Below are 15,885 nucleotides of genomic sequence, written 5' to 3'. Positions count from 1 at the left end.
TCCCTTCAACTTCTGTTCCCGTCATGCCTGAGGCCTCCACCAAGCCCCTGCTGCTGCTTGTGGACGGCCATTCCCTGGCCTTCCGCAGTTTCTACGCCTTCAGCAAAGGCGGCGAAGGGGGGTTGGCCACCAAGGACGGCCGCCCCACCAGCGTCACCTACGGCTTCCTCAAGTCCCTTCTGGACACAGGCAAATCCCTGAAACCTCAGGGCGTGGCCATCGCCTTCGACACAGCGGAACCCACCTTCCGCCACAAGGCGGATGCCAATTACAAGGCTCACCGTGACGTAGCGCCGGAGGTGTTCTTCCAGGATCTGGATCAACTTCAGGAGATCCTTCGCCAACAATTGGACCTGCCGCTCTGCATGGCGCCGGGCTTTGAAGCCGATGATGTGCTCGGAACCCTGGCCAACCGCGCAGCCAATGACGGATGGGGAGTTCGCATCCTGTCGGGCGACCGCGATCTGTTCCAACTCGTGGATGACAACCGCGATATCGCGGTGCTGTACATGGGGGGTGGCCCCTACGCCAAGAACAGCGGCCCGACCTTGATTCGCGAAGAGGGCGTGCTTGGCAAGCTCGGCGTGATGCCCAACAAGGTGGTGGACCTCAAGGCCCTCACCGGTGACAGCTCCGACAACATCCCCGGCGTTCGCGGCGTGGGTCCCAAGACAGCGATCAACCTGCTGAAGGAGAACACCGATCTCGATGCGGTGTATGAAACGCTCGACGCGGTGGAGGCGGAAGGTCCCAAAGCCAGCCGGGGCGCCATCAAAGGTGCCCTGAAGGGCAAGCTCCGCAATGACAAGGACAACGCCTACCTCTCCCGCAAGCTGGCGGAGATCCTGGTGGACATTCCGCTGCCGCAGGAGCCCAGCCTGCCGTTATCGACGGTGAATGCCGAAGGACTGAGCTCCTGTCTGGAGGACCTGGAGTTGAACAGCCTGCTGCGCCAGGTGGGTGGATTCGTCGCGGCGTTCTCGGAAGGGGGCTATGGCGCCAATGCAGAAGCTGCTGCGCCGGCACAGCCGTCGTCGAGGCCGAAAGCCACCAACGAGGATCCGGGATTGGAGGAGACGCTTGGCAGCGTTCCCGCCCTGCGCCCCCAGCTGATCCAGGACGTCTCTGCTCTGAAGGGGCTGGTGCAGCGACTGATGCGCTGCACCGATGCCGGGTCGCCGGTGGCTCTGGACACGGAGACCACCGATCTCAACCCGTTTAAAGCCGAATTGGTGGGCATCGGCGTCTGCTGGGGTGAGGAGCTCGACGCCCTGGCTTACATCCCGCTCGCTCACAACGGAAGCGCTGACAGCCAACCGATTCAGCTGCCTCTGGAGGACGTCGTGACCGCCATCGCCCCTTGGCTCGCCAGCAAGGACCACCCCAAGACGCTGCAGAACGCCAAGTTCGATCGCTTGATCCTGCTGCGCCATGGGCTGGCCCTCGGCGGCGTGGTGATGGACACGCTGCTGGCGGATTACCTGCGCGATGCCGCCGCCAAACATGGCCTGGAATTGATGGCGGAACGGGAATTCGGCTTCCAACCAACCGCCTACAGCGATCTGGTGGGCAAGAAACAGACCTTTGCCGATGTGCCCCTGGAGGCCGCCACCCAGTACTGCGCCATGGACGTGCACATCACCCGACGCCTGGCCCTGCTGCTGCACAGCCAGCTCCTCGCCATGGGGCCGCAGTTGCTGACGCTGCTCGAGCAGGTGGAACAGCCCCTGGAACCAGTGCTGGCGGAGATGGAATCCACCGGCATCCGCATTGATGTGCCCTATCTCCAGGAACTCTCCACGGAGATGGGCGCCACCCTCGAGCGTCTGGAAGCCGATGCCAAGGAAGCGGCCGGCGTGGATTTCAACCTGGCCTCTCCCAAACAGCTGGGGGAATTGCTGTTCGACACCCTTGGCCTGGATCGCAGGAAATCCCGCCGCACCAAGACCGGTTACAGCACCGATGCCACGGTGCTGGAGAAGCTCGGGGATGATCACGCCGTGGTTCCCCTGGTGCTGGAGCACCGGGTGCTCAGCAAGCTCAAGAGCACGTACATCGATGCCCTGCCGCAACTGGTGGAAGCGGAAACAGGGCGGGTGCACACGGACTTCAACCAGGCCGTGACGGCCACAGGGCGGCTCAGCAGCAGCAACCCGAACCTGCAGAACATCCCGGTGCGCACCGAGTACAGCCGGCGCATCCGCAAGGCCTTTCTGCCCCAGGAAGGCTGGACGCTGCTCAGCGCCGACTACTCCCAGATCGAACTGCGCATCCTCACCCACCTGTCAGGGGAGGAGGTGCTGCAGGAGGCCTACCGCAGCGGCGATGACGTCCATGCAATCACCGCGCGGCTGCTGCTGGAGAAAGACGACGTCAGCCCAGACGAGCGACGCCTGGGCAAGACCATCAACTTCGGTGTGATCTATGGCATGGGCGCCCAGCGCTTCGCTCGGGAAACCGGCGTGAGCCAGAGCGACGCCAAAGAGTTCCTGGCCAAATACAAACAGCGCTATCCAAAGGTTTTTGCCTTCCTGGAATTGCAGGAACGCCTGGCCCTCAGCCGCGGCTACGTGGAAACGATCCTCGGACGGCGCCGTCCGTTCCACTTCGACCGCAATGGTCTGGGACGGCTGCTGGGCAAGGATCCCCTGGAGATCGATCTGGATGTGGCCCGCCGGGGCGGCATGGAAGCCCAGCAACTGCGGGCCGCAGCGAATGCTCCGATTCAGGGATCCAGTGCCGACATCATCAAAGTGGCCATGGTTCAGCTGCAGGCTGCATTGAAGAGTCAAGGGCTCCCAGCTCGACTGTTGCTGCAGGTCCATGACGAACTGGTGCTGGAAGTGGAACCCAGCGCCCTGGATGCCGCCCGGGATCTCGTGGTTCAGACCATGGAAAATGCGGTCCAGCTCAGTGTGCCGCTGGTGGCGGAAACCGGCGTCGGCGCCGACTGGATGGAAGCGAAATAGTCTCAGCGAAGGACGCCGTAGCCTCAGCCGCAGCTTCTGAATGGCTGTGTCCCTGCGGCTCACCAACACCCTCACCCGCCGCACTGAGCCGTTCACTCCGCTGACGCCTGGCAAGGCCAGCATCTACTGCTGCGGCGTGACGGTCTACGACCTGTGCCACCTGGGCCATGCCCGCAGCTACATCAACTGGGATGTTCTGCGTCGATTTCTGATCTGGCGGGGGCTTGAGGTGACCTTTGTTCAGAACTTCACCGATATCGACGACAAGATCCTCAAACGGGCTGCGGAGCAAAACAGCTCGATGACGGAAGTGAGCGAGCGCAACATCGATGCCTTCCATCAGGACATGGACGCCCTTGGCATCCTGCGGCCCGACCGCATGCCTCGTGCCACCCAGTGCCTCGATGGCATCCGCGCACTGATCGGCGAACTGGAAGCGAAGGGTGCGGCCTACAGCGCTGACGGGGATGTGTATTTCGCGGTGATGAAGCACGCCGGCTACGGCAAACTCAGCGGCCGCGATCTCAGTGAGCAGCAGGACAACGCCGCCGGCCGGGTTGCCGATGCAGAAGAGGCGCGCAAGCAGCACCCCTTTGATTTCGCCCTCTGGAAAGGGGCCAAACCCGGAGAGCCCAGCTTCCCCTCCCCCTGGGGAGAAGGACGCCCCGGCTGGCACATCGAGTGCTCAGCCATGGTGCGAGCGGAATTGGGGGACACGATCGACATCCACCTGGGTGGAGCCGACCTGGTCTTTCCGCACCACGAAAACGAAATCGCCCAGTCCGAGGCCGCCACGGGCCAGGAGCTTGCCCGCGTCTGGATGCACAACGGCATGGTGAACGTCGGCGGCCAGAAGATGAGCAAGTCGCTCGGCAACTTCACCACCATTCGTGCTCTGTTGGAGAGCGGTGTGTCTCCCATGACCCTGCGACTGTTCGTGCTGCAGGCCCACTACCGCAAACCGCTCGACTTCACGGCGGAGGCCCTCGAAGCCGCAGCCACCGGATGGAAAGGACTCAATGCTGCTTTGAGCCTGGGTGAGCGCCATGGTGACCAGCTCGGCTGGCCCAGTTCATCGGCTTTGCCTGAGGGCGCCATCGGCCCGCAGACCAGTCCCGACGATGAGACGCTTCAGGCCCTTGAGCAGCAGTTCATCGCTTCGATGGAGGACGACCTCAACAGCTCAGGGGCACTGGCAGTGTTGTTCGAGCTGGCCAAACCCCTGCGAGCGCTGGCCAACAGACTCGAGCGAGGGGATGACGCCGAACTGCCCGAAACGGAGATCAGAAGCCTTGCGCACCGTTGGACGCTGCTGCGAGCACTGGCAGTCGTGCTGGGGTTGCGTGGAGAAGCCGCGGCGCAATCCGACCTGGATGACGCGGCGATCGATGCAGCGATTGCTGCCCGTCAGGCCGCCAAAGCGGCCAAGGACTACGCCGAAGCCGACCGGATCCGCAACGAGCTGACGACCAAGGGAATTGAGCTGATCGATAAACCCGGTGGCATCACCGAATGGATTCGCAGCTGAGAAGGGCAGACTGACGGTCCCATCCACGTTCCCCATGCTCTGGCTGAAGCGCCTCAATTTCATGGAGACCGCCAAGCTGGAGATGGAGATGATGAAGGCGTTCGAAGCCGGGGAGGATCTCGACGCCAAGCTGTCAGCCCAGGCCCAGATCGCCGGTGGTGGCGATGCGGAGGAGGTCTGGCGGCTTGAGGTGTGGACCAAGATGCTGGCTCGGATCCGCAAGATGCAGGAGCTGATGAAAGACAAGCCCGACCCGAAGGCCTGAAGGAATCAGCCCTTCAACAGATCCACCACACTGATCACCAGACCGGTGGCAACCACTGGGGGAGACACCCAGCGCAGCATCACCAGCAGAAGTCTTTGCTGCAGCAGCGGTGTTGAGGACTCACTCAGATCCTTCCGAAACCGACCAGGGACAACCCAACCCAGCAGCAGCGCCAGCAGCAGGCCGCCCAGGATCAGCAGCAAGCCACCGAAGACGGAGTCCATCCAACCCAGCACGGCCATGGATGTCGCGGCGGGGAGGCCAGCCACGAAGATCAGCGCTGTGGACACCCAGACAGCCCGCGTCCGGCTCCACGACAGCTGCTCCATCAGACAGGCCACAGGCACCTCCAACAGGGACACCGCCGATGTGAGAGCTGCGATCAGGGCCAGGGCAAAGAACAGCACCGCCACCACCTGCCCGCCGGCACCGAGGGAAGCGAGCCCTGTCGGCAGGGCGATGAAGATGGTCCCCAGGGTGGATCCACTGATCACCTCCTGCAGCCCAAAGCTCATCACCACCGGAAAGGTGACCATGCCGGCAACGATGCCCACGGCTGTGTCCATACCGACCACCGCCGCCGCCTCTCGGGGCAAGCGTGCCTCTCGATCCAGATAGGCGGAATAAGCAAGGATGCAGCCAATGCCCGTGCCGATGGAGAAAAAGGCCTGGGTGAAGGCGTTACGGATCGTGGTGGGGTTGGTCAGCTCGGCACTGTCCCAGCGCAACAGGAAGGTGCGGTAGCCCTCCGCAGCACCGTCGAGGCCAGAAGCCCAGATCGCAAGACCGATCAGCAGAACGAACAACAGCGGCAAGCCCCAGCGGGACAAGCGCTCGATCCCTCCCCGTATGCCAGCGGCCACCACCGCGCCGGTGACCGCCAAGCTGAGCAACTGACCGATCAGCGCAGAACGCCCACCGCTGAGGCCCGCAAAAAAGGCTTCGGCGGCATCGATATCGCTCGGCAGGCCCTGACTCAGGGTCTGGACCAGGGTGGCACCGGTCCAGCCCATCAGGACCGCATAGAACGCCAGGATGCCACTGGCGGCCAGCACGAACAGCCAACCCATCGGTCGCCACAGCCTGCCTCCGGCGTTCACGGGAGCGAGCAATGGGCTGCTGCCTGTACTGCGACCCAGCACCATCTCCGCCACCAGCACGGGCAGACAGACCACGAGCACAATCAGCAGGTAGAGAAACAGAAAGGCACCTCCGCCACCCTGGGAGGCGCGATAGGCAAATCCCCAGAGGTTGCCGAGGCCGACGGCGCTGCCGGCTGCGGCTAATACAAAGCCAAGCCCAGACCGCCACTGCTCCTTTGCCACAGGCTTGGTACATGCTGTGGGCCAGCTTGCCAGCGTTCGCCGCCCTTGGTGGGAGACTTGGTCCAACTGCCGCATCAGCGTGAAAGCCATCAGCGTGCTGGGCTCCACGGGCTCGATCGGTACCCAGACCCTTCAGATCGCCGAGGAATTCCCCGAACAGTTCCGCGTCGTGGCGCTTACGGCAGGGCGGAACCTGGACCTGCTGGTGCAGCAGATCCAACGTCACCAGCCCGAGCTGGTGGCCCTTGCCAATGCTGATCTTCTGCCGGAGCTGCAGCAGCGGCTCGATGCTCTCGGCAGCGATCGAAAGTGCCCTCAGCTTGTGGGCGGTCCCGATGGCCTGAACATCGCAGCGTCTTGGGACAGCGCTGATCTGGTGGTCACCGGCATTGTCGGCTGCGCCGGCCTGCTGCCAACCCTGGCCGCCATCCGGGCTGGCAAGGATCTGGCCCTGGCCAACAAGGAGACGTTGATCGCAGCTGGTCCTGTTGTGCTGCCGGAACTCAAGAAGAGCGGCAGCAGGCTGCTGCCGGCGGACTCGGAACACTCGGCCATCTTCCAGTGCCTGCAGGGAACCCCCTGGGCCGAGAACGCCCGGCTCTCCACCGGTGTCCCCACCCCTGGCTTGCGGCGGATTCAGCTCACGGCCTCCGGTGGAGCCTTCCGCGACTGGAAGGCGGAAGATCTTGAGAACGCCACCGTGGCCGATGCCACCAGCCATCCCAACTGGAGCATGGGACGCAAGATCACGGTGGATTCAGCCTCGCTGATGAACAAAGGGCTTGAAGTGATCGAAGCCCACTATCTGTTCGGCTTGGATTACGACCACATCGAAATCGTGATCCACCCCCAGAGCATCATCCACTCGATGATCGAACTGGCGGATTCCTCCGTCCTGGCCCAACTCGGGTGGCCCGACATGAAGTTGCCAATCTTGTATTGCCTGAGTTGGCCATCCAGATTGGAGACCCCGTGGCGTCGGCTGGATCTCACGGAAGTGGGGCAACTCACGTTCCGGGCTCCCGATCCCGCCAAATACCCCTGCATGCAACTGGCCTACGCGGCGGGGCGCGCCGGCGGCACGATGCCTGCAGTGATGAATGCTGCTAACGAAGAAGCGGTCGCCCAATTCCTTGAGGAAAAAATCCACTTCCTCGACATCCCTGAGGTGATCGAGGCCGCCTGCGAACACCATAAATCGGATCTGATCAGCCATCCCCAGCTTGATGACGTGCTGGCCGTTGATCAGTGGGCGCGTCTGGCTGTAAGGGAACAGGTCAAGCGCGGCACGACTCGACTTCCTTCGGTCGCCCTGGCGGCATGAACGCGAATCGGGTCAGCCATCACCTGCTGCTTTGCGCCACACCAACCAAAGCAAAGTGCTGCGATCCGAACGAGGGTTTAGCAACGTGGAATGAACTTAAAAGGCTGATCAGGGAGCTTGGTCTTGAGAAGCAAGACCGACCGGAAGGACTTGTTCTAAGAAGCAAAGTTGACTGCCTGAGGGTCTGCGAAAAGGGACCGATTCTTTTGGTTTGGCCAGACGGTATCTGGTATGCCGATGTCACGATCGACAAGATCGAATGCATCATTGATCAACACATCATCCAACAGAAACCGGTGCAGGAGTGGATTTATAAAACAACTCCTTTCCAAGCCAACTAAACGTCCCTGCACCTGGCTCAGTTCAGTCAACTCAATGATGGGCTTCCCCTGCTAGCCACAGCCGCGAAACCCATCGTCTAGAGTCTTAATGAAATCTAAAATCAGTCGGCGTCGCCCTAGCGCTATTCTTCATTTGACACTTACAAATCCCATAAGAGCGCGACAACAAACCGCTGACACGTTGATTGATAAAGCAACGATCTATCCGAGCAAAGCCGAGCTTTTGAGCGCTCTTCCGGCCGAGCTGACTCAATTCAATCCCGTCAAAGCCTGGGGCAGCCTGGTGATGTCGGTTGGTCTCTCCATTGCAGCGGTTGGCATTGGCACAACCATCCCTCTCACCCTCTCGGCCCTCCCGCTCTGGATTCTCTACGGCGCCGTTACAGGCACCATTGCCATGGGTTGCTGGGTCCTGGCCCACGAGTGTGGCCATAACGCTTTCCATCCCAACAGACGGATCGAAGGCGTCGTGGGTTTTGTTCTGCACAGTGCACTACTGGTTCCGTACTACAGCTGGGTTCGCAGTCACGCTGTTCACCACGCCCATTGCAACCATCTTGAAGGTGGAGAAACCCACGTCCCTCCCAGAGAAAGCTCTCCCCAAGGACAAGCGACAGAAGGACTGAAACGCAAACTTGACACGCGTGTGTTTGGCCTGGTTTCCCTGTTCAATCACCTGATCATTGGCTGGCAGCTGTATTTATTCCTCGGCGCAACGGGTGGCGAGGATCATGGCTTCCCCACCTCTCACTTCTGGAATGGTGCACCCTTTAAAAACGGCAAACGCGACTTGTTTCCTGATTCGTTCCGCAAATTCATGGTGCGTTCGAACCTTGGTTTGGTCGCGACGATCTGCCTTCTCGTATGGGCATCGATCCACTTTTCCCTTGCAAGGATCGCCTGTCTCTACGGGCTCCCCTACCTCGTGATCAATGTCTGGCTCACGACTTACACCTGGTTGCAACATACAGACCGCAATATTCCCCATTTCTCAAATGAAACTTGGACCTGGGCAAAAGGTGCACTTCAGACAGTGGATCGACCCTACGGTCCTGTTGTGAATTTTCTGCATCACGGCATCGGCTCAACCCACGTTTGCCACCACGTGAATTCTGCGATCCCCCACTACAACGCCTGGAAAGGAACAGCCCTCTTGAGACAGCGCTTCCCCCACCTGGTTCGCTACGACTCAACCCCGATTCACAAAGCTCTGTGGCGCGTTGCTACAGCTTGTGGTGGTGCTGTTTATCAAAACCCATCGGATCGGGCTTTCTATTACTGAGAATGATTGAATTCAATAACTTGATTCAAGTCTTGTTCCACGAAAGTCTGCCGTTGAACCAGGCGCACGCCAAGCGATCCGACCAGCAGCCGTGGATGAGATTGTCACCGGGTGAATGAAATCCGTTGTGCCCACCTCGGGCTGTCAACTGAATCTGAAGCGTCTGCTCTGGCCCTGACAGTTGACGTTCAGCCAATGAGGCCTGCAATTGGATCGCTGAGTCGGCAGGGACCCAGGGATCATCAAGAGCCTGCAGCAACAACGTGGGTGGCAGGAGCTTCAATGACGTGATCAACCGTGGCAGAGGAGATGCACCAACGTAGTAATCCTCCACTGAGGCAAAGCCCCAACGCGGCGCGGTGACAGCAGCATCAAAAGCGCGAATCGACCCTGGCGGATCGTCCCGAAGCTGCTGCTCCTCAAGAGCCGTCACACCGAAGGGATCGGCGAGGGTCTGGCGCACCAATCGCTGCAACAGCCAACGTTGATAGATGCGGTTGCGCGGCCGTTCAATCGACGCGCTGCAGGCGGCCAGGTCCAGCGGGCTGCTGGCACAAAACAAGGCATCCAGGGCGCCTCTCTGATCAAGACAGGCATTCAGCAGCATCGTTCCCCCCAGGGAGATTCCCGCGCCCCAAAGCGGCAATGGCTTTGCGCGGCCGGCCTCCCGCGCCAATGCCGCAGCCAGATGCCGAGCCCGCTCCAGCACCGGCAGCAGATCACTGTTGCAAGCGGCTGCGTAGGTGCCGCCAGCCAAATGGCGGCCAGGGTCGGCACCACGCAGATTCAGCCGCAATACAGCAAACCCGGCCCCTTGCAGGCTGAGGGTCAGGCGGCGCAGTCCCTCTCGGCGGCTGGAGCCCCCTAACCCATGCAAGACCACCACCAAGGCCTTCGGCGCTGGTGGTGAGTCAGCATCACCATCGCCAAGAGGACGATCCAGATAGGCCAGCAGTTCGCCAGGTTCGGCAGCCCCACTGGCCAGGGCCGGCACTGAAATCTGAACGGGATCCCCCCGATCGGTGGGCAGCTCCACGGGTCTGAGGGTGTCCCTCAGGGTCTGCAGATCTCCACCGATCCAGGGAAGGCGCTGCTGAAACGATTCAACCCCCAGCTGCTGCAGCAACCGGGGGTCGTTCGATCCAGGCACAATCACTTCTTGCCCAGTCCGAGATCCTTGAGTTCCGTGAGCAGATCGCCAAGCACCTTCTTGGCATCACCGAACACCATCGAGGTGTTCGCCAGTTCAAACAGATCGTTCTTGATGCCCGAGTAGCCAGCACTCATGCCGCGCTTCACGACAAACACCGTGCGGGCTTCCTGAACATCGAGAACAGGCATGCCGTAGAGCGGGGAACTGGAATCGTTCTTGGCCTGGGGATTAACCACGTCGTTGGCCCCAAGAACCAGCACCACATCGGTGGCGGGAAACTCAGGGTTGATCTGATCCATTTCCTTGAGCTGCTCATAGGGCACATCGGCCTCGGCCAGCAGCACGTTCATGTGGCCGGGCATCCGGCCAGCCACAGGGTGAATGGCGTAGGCCACATCGACGCCGGCGCTTTCCAGCACGCGGGTCACCTCGCGCAGGGTGTGCTGGGCCTGGGCCACCGCCAGGCCATAGCCGGGAACAATGATCACCCGCTCAGCGGCCTCGAGGGTGAGTGCACATTCCTCGGCACTGCAGCTGGTGATGTTGGTGTATTCCCCGCCACCACCGCCGCCACCGGATGAAGCCCCCAGAGCCCCACCGAACAGCACCGACACCAGCGAGCGATTCATGCCATCGCACATCACCTGGGTGAGGATCAAACCGGCGGCCCCGACCATGGCCCCGGCCACGATCAACAGCTGACTCCCGACAACGAAGCCAGCCGCGGCCGCCGCGACACCGGAATAACTGTTCAGCAGAGAGATCACCACCGGCATATCGGCACCACCGATGGGCAGCGTCACGCCGACGCCGAGCAGACCTGAGCCAATCACCAGCAACCACAGACCCTGGCCCCCCTCGCCGGAGGCAATCAACTTGACCGCTGCCACCAGGGAGAGCACCGCCAGGGCAATGTTCACCGCATGGCGCAGGCGGCTCTGCATCCAGGCCGGTGTGGAAAGCCAGCCCTGAAGCTTGGCCATGGCCACGATCGAACCCGTGAAGGTGATCGCACCAACGAACACAGACACGACGATCGACACGACCGCCACCAGATCTGAACCACCGGCTTCTGGGAACAGCGCAACGCCGAGGGCCACCAGCAAAGAGGACATCCCGCCGCAGCCGTTGAACAGGGCGACGGTCTCCGGCATGGAGGTCATCGGGACCCGTTGCGCCGTGATGGCACCGAGGATTCCACCAGCCAGGGTGCCGGCGATGATCCAGATCCAGGCGCTGGCGGCAATTCCACCATCACCGGCGTAATTAATCAGCAACCCGAGCACCGCCAGGGCCATGGCCACGGCGGCCAGCTGATTGGCACCGCGGGCCGAGCGCACCTTGGAGAGGCCCTTGATGCCCAGGGCCAGCAGCAGAACCGCAACCAGTTCGATCGCGTATTTGAGGATCAGCGAAACGGACATCAGCGGTTCTCCTTGCGGGCGGGCTTACGGCTGAACATGGCCAGCATCCTGTCGGTGACCAGGAAGCCACCGATCACATTGAACAGAGCGAAACCGAGAGACACGGCACCCAGCACCAGCAACACCGTGTTGTCACCGGCCTTGATCATCAGGGTGAGCGCGGCTAGAACCGTGATTCCGGAGATGGCATTGGCGCCGCTCATCAGCGGCGTGTGCAGGGTGGGAGGCACCTTGCCGATGAGCTCAAGGCCGAGAAGGCTGCCGAGAAGCAGCACCCAGAGGAATTCAACCAACATCAGCTCGCTCCAGGGGTAAGAACATCGCCGCGACGGATGCTGCCGTCATGGGCCACAAGACAACCGGCGATCAACTCATCCTCGAGGTCGAGCTTGAGATCACCGTCCTTAAGGGTGGGCTCCAGCAGAGCCACCAGATTGCGCGCATAGAGCGCACTGGCGTGGTTGGGCACGCTGCAGGGGAGATCGTTGCCTCCGATCAGCTTCACACCCTTACGGTCCACGGTCTCACCGGGAACGGTGTCGGCGCAGTTGCCGCCCTGGGCCACCGCCAGGTCCACCACCACGGCTCCGGGGCGCATGCGATCGAGCATGTCCTCACTGATCAGACGCGGTGCGCGGCGTCCAGGCACCTGAGCCGTGCAGATGGCCACGTCCGCTTCAGCCAGCTGATCAGAAAGCTGCTGCCGTTGGGCCGCCAGGAACGCATCGGAGGCCTGCTTGGCGTAGCCGCCGGATTCCGCGGGCTTGTCCTCCATTTCAGGGGGCACGATGAAACGAGCACCGAGGGATTCGACCTGTTCCTTGACCGCGGGCCTGATGTCGCTGACGTAGACCACAGCGCCGAGACGGCGTGCTGTGGCCACCGCCTGAAGGCCCGCCACACCAGCACCAAGAATCACCACCTTGGCCGGCTGCACCGTGCCTGCGGCGGTCATCAACATGGGGAAATAGCGGTCGAGGGCCGCTGAGGCGAGGAGCACCGACTTGTAACCGGCGATGTTGGCCTGAGACGAGAGGGCATCCGCTGACTGCGCTCGGCTGATTCGGGGCAACAGCTCCAGGGCCATGGCCGAGAGCGCGCCGTGCTTCAGGGTTGCTGTCAGCTCCTCGTTGGCATAAGGGGAGAGCAAACCCACCACCAAGGCACCCTGCCGCAGGCGAGCCAGGCTGGCCGCGGAGGGCGGTTGAACACAGAGAAGGATGTCGGCCTGGGACCACCCGGCAGCATCACCGGGGTCGATCAACTGCGCACCCTGATCGGCATAGGCCTGATCGAGATATCCGGACGACGTACCGGCTCCGCGCTCCAAGGAAACATCGCAGCCGAAGGACATGAATTTCTTCACCGTGTCGGGCGTTGCCGCGACCCGGGTTTCCCCCGGTGTCGACTCCACCGGTATTAGAAGTCTGGGCAAGACGAGGACAACCACCGACCGGCCTGAGATTAGAAGGTCGCCTTCTGGTGACCCGGAACTTTTCTGAAGAATGCAGAGGCCAATCAACGGCCCTGGCTATGGGACAGATGAATCTTGTGTTCTCCATGGGTCTCAGCGCAATCGAGTGTCCCGACGGCGTCTGCCACAGCCACCACGGCGGTCATTCCGTGGAACGTCGGACCATGCAGTCCACCCTTGAGGAGCACGGACGCGACTGGTGCGAGCGGCTGGCGGAGCGGATCTATGAGATCTCCGTCGACAGCTTTTCCCAGAGCGTGATGCCGAGCCTGCATGCTGCGGGATGGCAGCGCCGCCATCTCGACTGGGAGTTCAAGCTCAACGAGCGCGAATCAGAACCGGATCGCACGCTGGTGGACGGCATCATTAATGCCACGGAGAGCTTCCTGCGCAGCAGTGAGGTGCACCGTCTGTTCGTCCAGGAACTGGTGCAAGGCACCTTCGCTGAAGCCAGCGAAGATGATCTGCGCATCCAGGCGGTGCGCACCCTGGTAGAGAACGAGATCGTGGCGATGCTCGCGGAGAAGCGACAGGAGCTGCTGGATCGCCTGGCCCATCAATTGCTGGAGTCAGCCCAAGGAAACTTCGATGCGGCTCACACGGCAGCGGAAGAAGCCCTGATGGAAGTGGAACGCCTGGTGGTGAACCACGCCGAAGCGCTCTGACTTCAGACGATCGGCAACACTTCCTGCTCCAGAGCATGGGCCTGCCGCCAGCGTCCCCAACGACGCAGCTGACGGGCCCGCAGGATCAGATGGTCGATGTCACAGTCGTCCTGCCAGCAGAGCTCGAGCTGACGGCGCAACTGCTCGAGGGGCTCAGGTGATGGGCGGCCCTTGGCCATGGCAGGAGTCGGCTGGTGATCCGGAACAGACGCTGATGGCCGGAACCTAGAGATGCCGAAGTGGTTCGAAATGGTTAAAAAGACTCATCTTTCCCCCGCACACCATCGCTCATATCAGCTTTGACGTTGAGCCTTCTGGATCCGGGCCCGCGATCCAACCAAGGCAGTGGCAAACCCATCTGATCCAGCTGCTGCGTCGTCGTCTGGATGGTGAAGCGGCCGGTGAACAGGACGTCCTCGTCTTCGCAGGCCCCGGTGCTGGAAAGACCCTTGGGGCGCTGCTGGCCTTTCGCAGCATGCGTCGGGAACAACGGCTGCAGCACTTCCTGGTGTTCTGCCACCGCACCTCGATCCTGGAGCAATGGCAACGGGCCGCTGCACGGTTGGGGCTCAGCCTGGTCAGCTGGCCCTGCGAGCCAGGGAGGCTGAGCCAGGCGGATGGCCTGCTGCTGACGTATCAATCCGCCGGTCGTCAGCCGCAGCAGCTTGCGGCAGCACTCCGCCCCTGGCCCAGCTCAAGCCAGCTGGCCATTGCGGACGAAGCCCACCACCTCGGGTTGGATCCCGACGAGCCTGGAGCAGCAGCCTGGAGCCTGAGCTTTGAGGAGCAGACATCCCACTGCCGCCTGCGCCTGGGATTGACGGGTACCCCGTTTCGCGCCGACAACCTCGGCTTCTGCGCAGCACGCCGCATCCGCACGGTGCAGAACGGTGAGCTGGTGGAGCAGATCCAGCCTGATCTCTGCGTGGAACCGCGGGAACTGATCGCCGCAGGAGACGTGCGCCCCCTGGAATTCCACTTTCAGGACGGCTGGGTGGAGCACAGCCAGGAGGGCCGCCCCGATCGTGATGTCTCCCCCCTCTCCCAGGAGCAGCGCGAGAGCTGGCGCGCCCGCAATCTGCGCCGCGCCATCCGACTGGCGGACAGCAGCTGTATCGGTCAGCAGGTGATTCTGCAGGCCCAGCGACGACTCTCCAGGGTTCGCCAGCAGCAACCCAATGCCGCGGGACTGGTGATCGCCCGCGACATCGACCATGCCTCAGCCATCGCCACCCTTCTCAAGGACGATGGCTACAGGGTGGATCTGGTCCATTCCCAGGACCCTGATGCCGCATCTCGTCTCGATGATTTTCAGTCCGGCGCAGCGGACTGGCTGGTGAGCATCGACATGTGCGCCGAGGGATTTGACGCCCCCCGCCTCAGGGTGGTGGCTTATCTGACGACGGTGGTCACCCGCAGCCGCTTTCTCCAAGGCATCACCCGGGCCGTCCGCATGACCCCGGAGCTGGCGGAACACGAGCCTGTTCCCCGCAACCCCTCCTACGTGGTGGCCCCTGCGGACCCTCTGCTGATGGGCTACGCCCGCTCCTGGTCCGTGGCAGAGCCCTATGTGCTGGGCTCGCATAACAGCCACGAGGCCCCCCTGAGCGATTCCCCTGGTCCTGGACGAGGCCCCAGCCTGCCGCTGGAGGCAGTCAACGACGGAGCGGGGGCCATGATTCGCCTGAAAACGCCGCAACTGCCTTCTTTTTTGCAGCGTTGACGACATCTTTCAGCAGAGAAAAATGCGAATTTCTGCGAAATCAAGTCCCGATCCGGGACCTTGATCCTGCATTCTGTTCTTCGTTAAGGGGCATCCATGGACGCTGCAATGGAACGTCGAGTCTGCGTTGCCACCGGCTGGGCCTCCACCCGAATCGCTGTCCTGGACAAGGAGGAGCGCTATGAAGACAGTTATGCGGTCACCGAAGAATTCCGCGAATGGATCACCTGCATGGGCGAAAACGAGGCCATGCTCGAGGCCAGCGTTCTGGCGGTTCCTCGCAACCCAAGCAAGGGCGGAAGAATGCAAGACCGCCTGTCAAGCGATTTTCAAATTGAAATCTGAAGAATTTATTAAATAGCCGCTAATACCGTTTCGAGTGAACAGATTCCCGCCGCGACAGCCCGGTTCT

General features: G+C 61.9%; 16 protein-coding genes. 9 read left to right on the top strand and 7 right to left on the bottom strand.

Annotated features, from left to right (window positions below):
* The first annotated feature begins 23 nt into the window (after positions 1-23).
* The 3 genes from polA to SynA1528_RS03405 are packed head-to-tail and all read left to right on the top strand — an operon-like array spanning position 24 to position 4,762.
* Positions 24-2,969, top strand: coding sequence for a DNA polymerase I (gene polA, locus SynA1528_RS03415; protein WP_186587702.1), 2,946 nt, complete (start codon positions 24-26; stop codon positions 2,967-2,969).
* A gap of 40 nt (positions 2,970-3,009) precedes the next feature.
* Positions 3,010-4,497 (top strand): cysteine--tRNA ligase, encoded by a 1,488-nt coding sequence (gene cysS / locus SynA1528_RS03410; RefSeq protein WP_502707722.1) that lies wholly within the window; start codon positions 3,010-3,012, stop codon positions 4,495-4,497.
* 34 nt (positions 4,498-4,531) lie between these two features.
* Entirely contained in the window at positions 4,532-4,762 is a 231-nt protein-coding gene (locus SynA1528_RS03405; RefSeq protein WP_186587701.1) for a hypothetical protein, read from the top strand.
* Between the two features lie 5 nt (positions 4,763-4,767).
* On the opposite strand, the gene SynA1528_RS03400 is transcribed toward SynA1528_RS03405, so the two are convergent.
* Positions 4,768-6,087, bottom strand: coding sequence for a sodium-dependent transporter (locus SynA1528_RS03400; RefSeq protein WP_186587700.1), 1,320 nt, complete (start codon positions 6,085-6,087; stop codon positions 4,768-4,770).
* 79 nt (positions 6,088-6,166) lie between these two features.
* On the opposite strand from SynA1528_RS03400, the gene SynA1528_RS03395 reads away from it, so the two are divergent.
* The 3 genes from SynA1528_RS03395 to SynA1528_RS03385 all read left to right on the top strand — a co-directional run bounded on the left by SynA1528_RS03395 (position 6,167) and on the right by SynA1528_RS03385 (position 9,034).
* The gene (locus SynA1528_RS03395; RefSeq protein WP_186587699.1) at positions 6,167-7,411 is read left to right on the top strand and encodes a 1-deoxy-D-xylulose-5-phosphate reductoisomerase; all 1,245 of its coding nucleotides are present in this window, start codon (positions 6,167-6,169) and stop codon (positions 7,409-7,411) included.
* The gene (locus SynA1528_RS03390; RefSeq protein WP_186587698.1) at positions 7,408-7,752 is read left to right on the top strand and encodes a (2Fe-2S) ferredoxin domain-containing protein; all 345 of its coding nucleotides are present in this window, start codon (positions 7,408-7,410) and stop codon (positions 7,750-7,752) included. The genes SynA1528_RS03395 and SynA1528_RS03390 overlap by 4 nt, the downstream gene beginning before the upstream one ends.
* 181 nt (positions 7,753-7,933) lie before the next feature.
* Positions 7,934-9,034 (top strand): fatty acid desaturase, encoded by a 1,101-nt coding sequence (locus SynA1528_RS03385; protein WP_286187886.1) that lies wholly within the window; start codon positions 7,934-7,936, stop codon positions 9,032-9,034.
* Between the two features lie 25 nt (positions 9,035-9,059).
* On the opposite strand, the gene SynA1528_RS03380 is transcribed toward SynA1528_RS03385, so the two are convergent.
* Genes SynA1528_RS03380 through SynA1528_RS03365 form a run of 4 tightly spaced genes read right to left on the bottom strand, consistent with a single transcriptional unit; the run spans position 9,060 to position 13,046 of the window.
* Positions 9,060-10,184, bottom strand: coding sequence for a YheT family hydrolase (locus SynA1528_RS03380; RefSeq protein WP_502707720.1), 1,125 nt, complete (start codon positions 10,182-10,184; stop codon positions 9,060-9,062).
* 2 nt (positions 10,185-10,186) lie between these two features.
* Positions 10,187-11,611 carry an NAD(P)(+) transhydrogenase (Re/Si-specific) subunit beta gene (locus SynA1528_RS03375; protein WP_186587695.1) on the bottom strand — a complete coding sequence of 475 codons (1,425 nt, stop codon included), beginning with the start codon at positions 11,609-11,611 and terminating at the stop codon, positions 10,187-10,189.
* Positions 11,611-11,907 (bottom strand): NAD(P) transhydrogenase subunit alpha part 2, encoded by a 297-nt coding sequence (locus tag SynA1528_RS03370; RefSeq protein ID WP_186587694.1) that lies wholly within the window; start codon positions 11,905-11,907, stop codon positions 11,611-11,613. The genes SynA1528_RS03375 and SynA1528_RS03370 overlap by 1 nt, the downstream gene beginning before the upstream one ends.
* Positions 11,907-13,046, bottom strand: coding sequence for a Re/Si-specific NAD(P)(+) transhydrogenase subunit alpha (locus SynA1528_RS03365; RefSeq protein WP_186587693.1), 1,140 nt, complete (start codon positions 13,044-13,046; stop codon positions 11,907-11,909). The genes SynA1528_RS03370 and SynA1528_RS03365 overlap by 1 nt, the downstream gene beginning before the upstream one ends.
* Positions 13,047-13,171: 125 nt before the next feature.
* Between SynA1528_RS03365 and SynA1528_RS03360 the strand changes: the two genes are divergently transcribed.
* Positions 13,172-13,750 (top strand): EF-1 guanine nucleotide exchange domain-containing protein, encoded by a 579-nt coding sequence (locus SynA1528_RS03360; RefSeq protein ID WP_186588252.1) that lies wholly within the window; start codon positions 13,172-13,174, stop codon positions 13,748-13,750.
* Positions 13,751-13,752: 2 nt separating this feature from the next.
* Here SynA1528_RS03360 and SynA1528_RS03355 read toward each other — a convergent pair whose 3' ends face one another.
* Positions 13,753-13,929, bottom strand: coding sequence for a hypothetical protein (locus tag SynA1528_RS03355; RefSeq protein ID WP_186587692.1), 177 nt, complete (start codon positions 13,927-13,929; stop codon positions 13,753-13,755).
* A gap of 74 nt (positions 13,930-14,003) precedes the next feature.
* Complete coding sequence (locus SynA1528_RS13190; RefSeq protein WP_286187885.1) at positions 14,004-14,240, bottom strand: hypothetical protein; 237 nt, start codon at positions 14,238-14,240, stop codon at positions 14,004-14,006.
* Between SynA1528_RS13190 and SynA1528_RS03350 the strand changes: the two genes are divergently transcribed.
* Both SynA1528_RS03350 and SynA1528_RS03345 read left to right on the top strand, forming a co-directional pair.
* Positions 14,133-15,473 carry a DEAD/DEAH box helicase gene (locus tag SynA1528_RS03350; RefSeq protein WP_286187937.1) on the top strand — a complete coding sequence of 447 codons (1,341 nt, stop codon included), beginning with the start codon at positions 14,133-14,135 and terminating at the stop codon, positions 15,471-15,473. The two genes, SynA1528_RS13190 and SynA1528_RS03350, sit on opposite strands and share 108 nt — an antisense overlap.
* 96 nt (positions 15,474-15,569) lie before the next feature.
* Positions 15,570-15,818 (top strand): DUF8673 family protein, encoded by a 249-nt coding sequence (locus SynA1528_RS03345; RefSeq protein ID WP_186587691.1) that lies wholly within the window; start codon positions 15,570-15,572, stop codon positions 15,816-15,818.
* Positions 15,819-15,885 lie beyond the last annotated feature (67 nt).

The sequence above is a fragment of the Synechococcus sp. A15-28 genome (assembly GCF_014280175.1).
In the GTDB taxonomy this organism is placed as follows: Bacteria; Cyanobacteriota; Cyanobacteriia; order PCC-6307; family Cyanobiaceae; genus Parasynechococcus.
The sequence above is the reverse complement of the archived record's forward strand: the minus strand, read 5'-3'. Positions and strand labels throughout refer to the sequence as shown.

Bases quoted from the DNA above. Each gene is read 5' to 3' on its own strand.
- polA (WP_186587702.1), top strand. From the start codon at position 24: ATGCCTGAGGCCTCCACCAAGCCCCTGCTGCTGCTTGTGGACGGCCAT.
- SynA1528_RS03405 (WP_186587701.1), top strand. From the start codon at position 4,532: ATGCTCTGGCTGAAGCGCCTCAATTTCATGGAGACCGCCAAGCTGGAG.
- SynA1528_RS03390 (WP_186587698.1), top strand. From the start codon at position 7,408: ATGAACGCGAATCGGGTCAGCCATCACCTGCTGCTTTGCGCCACACCA.
- SynA1528_RS03345 (WP_186587691.1), top strand. From the start codon at position 15,570: ATGGACGCTGCAATGGAACGTCGAGTCTGCGTTGCCACCGGCTGGGCC.
- SynA1528_RS03375 (WP_186587695.1), bottom strand. From the start codon at position 11,611: ATGTCCGTTTCGCTGATCCTCAAATACGCGATCGAACTGGTTGCGGTT.
- SynA1528_RS03360 (WP_186588252.1), top strand. From the start codon at position 13,172: ATGGGTCTCAGCGCAATCGAGTGTCCCGACGGCGTCTGCCACAGCCAC.
- SynA1528_RS03370 (WP_186587694.1), bottom strand. From the start codon at position 11,907: ATGTTGGTTGAATTCCTCTGGGTGCTGCTTCTCGGCAGCCTTCTCGGC.
- cysS (WP_502707722.1), top strand. From the start codon at position 3,010: ATGGCTGTGTCCCTGCGGCTCACCAACACCCTCACCCGCCGCACTGAG.
- SynA1528_RS03355 (WP_186587692.1), bottom strand. From the start codon at position 13,929: ATGGCCAAGGGCCGCCCATCACCTGAGCCCCTCGAGCAGTTGCGCCGT.